The sequence below is a fragment of the Idiomarina sp. UBA4206 genome, assembly GCF_002383015.1.
In the GTDB taxonomy this organism is placed as follows: domain Bacteria; phylum Pseudomonadota; class Gammaproteobacteria; order Enterobacterales; family Alteromonadaceae; genus Idiomarina; species Idiomarina abyssalis.
Genome location: NZ_DFTS01000014.1, coordinates 31,119 through 33,663 on the forward strand (window position 1 = coordinate 31,119; position 2,545 = coordinate 33,663).

A 2,545-nucleotide genomic window follows, 5' to 3' on the forward strand; every position below is an offset into this window, starting at 1 on the left:
TGGTTAGCTCCGAAACCTATTTTTGCGGTTCTGGTTGGTGCTGTATCCGGGCCTGTTACTTATGTAGCCGGTGTTAAACTGAACGCCGCCACAATTGATTCAATGCCGCTGGTCATTGCCTGTTATGCGGTCATATGGGGATTAATGATGGCCTACTTTGTTTTCTCCATGTCACCCAAAAAAGAGTCGGGAGAGTGAAGTTATGAGGTTTACATTATTTGGTTTATTGGCGCTTTTCAGCGTCAACCTTTTCGCCGCCGAATGCTCGCAGTCGGTGCCTGGTAACTTCAGTAAGGTTGGAGAGACCCGGTTAAGTGTCTATTTCTGGGATGTTTACGATGCGACCTTGTTCAGTCCGTCAGGAAATTATGAAAAGAATGAGCGTCAGGCGTTGTTATTAGAGTACCTGCGCGACATTAAAGCGAAAGACTTAATAGAAACGACAGAAGAAGAATGGCAGAAGCTGGAACTAGACCGTGAAAAACACAAAGACTGGTTAGCGCAATTAGATTCAATTTGGCCGAATATAAAAGAAGGAGACTGCCTCTTACTGGTTGAAGATGAAGAGGGATCTGCCGAGTTTTATCAAGGCGAAAAACTCCTGGGAACCATTAAAGACAAAGAGTTCACAGAACAGTTTTTAGCCATTTGGTTATCTGAAAACAGCCGTTTTCGTTCGGAAAGAAACGAATTGATTGGAGAGAAATAGTATGCAGTTATTTAAAGTGATAGCGGTAACCGTTCTGCTTTTTTTAGTGTCCGCTTGCTCTACCGGAATTGATGCTTACAAGAGTGAAAAGCCAGAATTAAAACTGGAAGAGTTTTTTAATGGTGAGCTTGTAGCTTATGGCATGGTTCAGGACTATAGCGGCGAAGTTATTCAGCGTTTTGAAGTGACTATGACCGGCACCTGGCAGGGTAATGAAGGTGTTCTTGATGAACATTTTACCTATGCCGATGGTCGTGAAGAGCGCCGTGTTTGGCGTATAACAAAAACAGGGCCTAACAGTTACGAAGGGCGCGCAGATGATGTAAAGGGCGTAGCCAGAGGGACGACTGCGGGTAATGTATTAAATTGGGGCTATCAGCTAGAAGTAGAAGTTGATGGTGAACCCATGGTTCTGACACTGGATGACTGGCTTTATCTGATTGATGAAGACAATATGATCAATCGAACGGATATGTCCAAGTGGGGCTTCCCGGTAGGAGAGATCACGCTCTATATTGGTAAGAAATAAATATCAAGAATCTCTGTCAGCGACCGATAATAGGAGTATAATCCAGAGTATTGGTCAAGCCTTAAAAGGTTTAGGGAAGCTGCAGTGGCAATAAATTATCCGACATTTTCTTACAACAACCCCCGCATACAAGGGCAGACGGTTTTTATTAAGCGTGGTCCGCATCAGGGGAAGTTAGGGATAGTCGTAAAAACATTGGATAACGAACGGTTTCTTGTTTCTCAGGCCGAGTTTGGCTCTGAGCAGGTAATCTTTAAACGCAGTGACTTTTTAGTGCATCGTTATCGTAAAATCAAGGTGCCGATTGACCGCGTAGCGGGTAAGAACCCCGATGTTTTATAAGCAAAAAAGATAAACAAAAAAGCGACCTTAGGGTCGCTTTTTGCTTTACGGGCTAGGATTTACGCTGTACCACGAGGCAAGCGGCAATCACTTCCTTTATTTTCCAACTTTTGCTTCCATAACTCTTTTGCGGTTAAACCGCCAGAACTGGATTTTTTAGCCGGTGACTGTTTCGCTGTCGATTTTTTAGCGGCAGGCTTTTTCTCAGCCTTTTTCTTAGGCTCAGCTTTTTTCGCGGCCGGTTTCTTGGCTTCAGTCTTTTTGGGTTCAGACTTTTTAGCTTCAGATTTTTTAGCTTCAGATTTTTTAGGGGCTGACTTTTTCTCTTTACCCAGAGCTTTAGCTTCATCTGCTAATTGTGCCAGGCGCACATTTTTGCCACCATCAACGCTGTACCAGCCGTTGCTGCTTTCAATTTTAGGCTTTTTACCGTGAGCCTTTTGATAAGCTTCGGTATATTCAGCGAGTACCTTTTCTTTATCCAGTTTGCTCATTCAATTGTTCCTTTATTCAAGGTTTGTTTTAAAAGGTTTGTATAAAAATACTTCACCCTTCGTTTATACCGTTTTTTCGGATTATTGTCTAATTTCGGGTAAACTTAAGCCTATTTGCACAGTGAATTTGGTTTTTAATTATGTCGATTACAAGAAACGAGTTACAAAACTACCTTAATACTCTATTAAACAGTAACCAAATTAAGGACTACTGCACGAATGGTTTACAGGTCGAAGGCAAGGCTGAAATAAGCAAAGTTATTACCGGGGTTACGGCATGCCAGGCCTTGGTTGATAGAGCCGTTTCTGAAGGCGCCGACGCAATACTTGTTCATCATGGCTACTTTTGGAAAGGTGAGCCTGCCGAGGTCACAGGTATGAAGAAACGACGGTTACAACAGTTGTTGAACAATGACATCAACCTGTTTGCTTATCACTTGCCTCTGGATGTTCACCCTGAGCTTGGCAATA

6 protein-coding genes are annotated in these 2,545 nt (G+C 42.9%); 5 read left to right on the forward strand and 1 reads right to left on the reverse strand.

Translation table 11 applies throughout. The annotated features are described in order from the left end of the window. The 4 genes from B3180_RS02780 to B3180_RS02795 form a co-directional block, all read left to right on the forward strand. Positions 1-198: DUF2878 family protein (locus B3180_RS02780; RefSeq protein ID WP_286842909.1), on the forward strand; the 198-nt coding region annotated here is incomplete at its 5' end. A 4-nt stretch (positions 199-202) separates the two neighbouring features. Next, positions 203-709: a chalcone isomerase family protein gene (locus B3180_RS02785; protein WP_273023338.1), complete on the forward strand. Its 507-nt coding sequence runs from the start codon at positions 203-205 to the stop codon at positions 707-709. 1 nt (position 710) lies between these two features. Further along, positions 711-1,238 (forward strand): DUF3833 domain-containing protein, encoded by a 528-nt coding sequence (locus tag B3180_RS02790; RefSeq protein WP_054487588.1) that lies wholly within the window; start codon positions 711-713, stop codon positions 1,236-1,238. 84 nt (positions 1,239-1,322) lie between these two features. Further along, positions 1,323-1,580, forward strand: coding sequence for a DUF3912 family protein (locus B3180_RS02795; RefSeq protein ID WP_054487590.1), 258 nt, complete (start codon positions 1,323-1,325; stop codon positions 1,578-1,580). 59 nt (positions 1,581-1,639) lie between these two features. On the opposite strand, the gene B3180_RS02800 is transcribed toward B3180_RS02795, so the two are convergent. Beyond that, positions 1,640-2,074 carry a hypothetical protein gene (locus B3180_RS02800; protein WP_273023340.1) on the reverse strand — a complete coding sequence of 145 codons (435 nt, stop codon included), beginning with the start codon at positions 2,072-2,074 and terminating at the stop codon, positions 1,640-1,642. A 140-nt stretch (positions 2,075-2,214) separates the two neighbouring features. Between B3180_RS02800 and B3180_RS02805 the strand changes: the two genes are divergently transcribed. Then, a partial coding sequence (locus B3180_RS02805) for a Nif3-like dinuclear metal center hexameric protein (protein WP_286842912.1) occupies positions 2,215-2,545 on the forward strand: 331 nt, incomplete at its 3' end.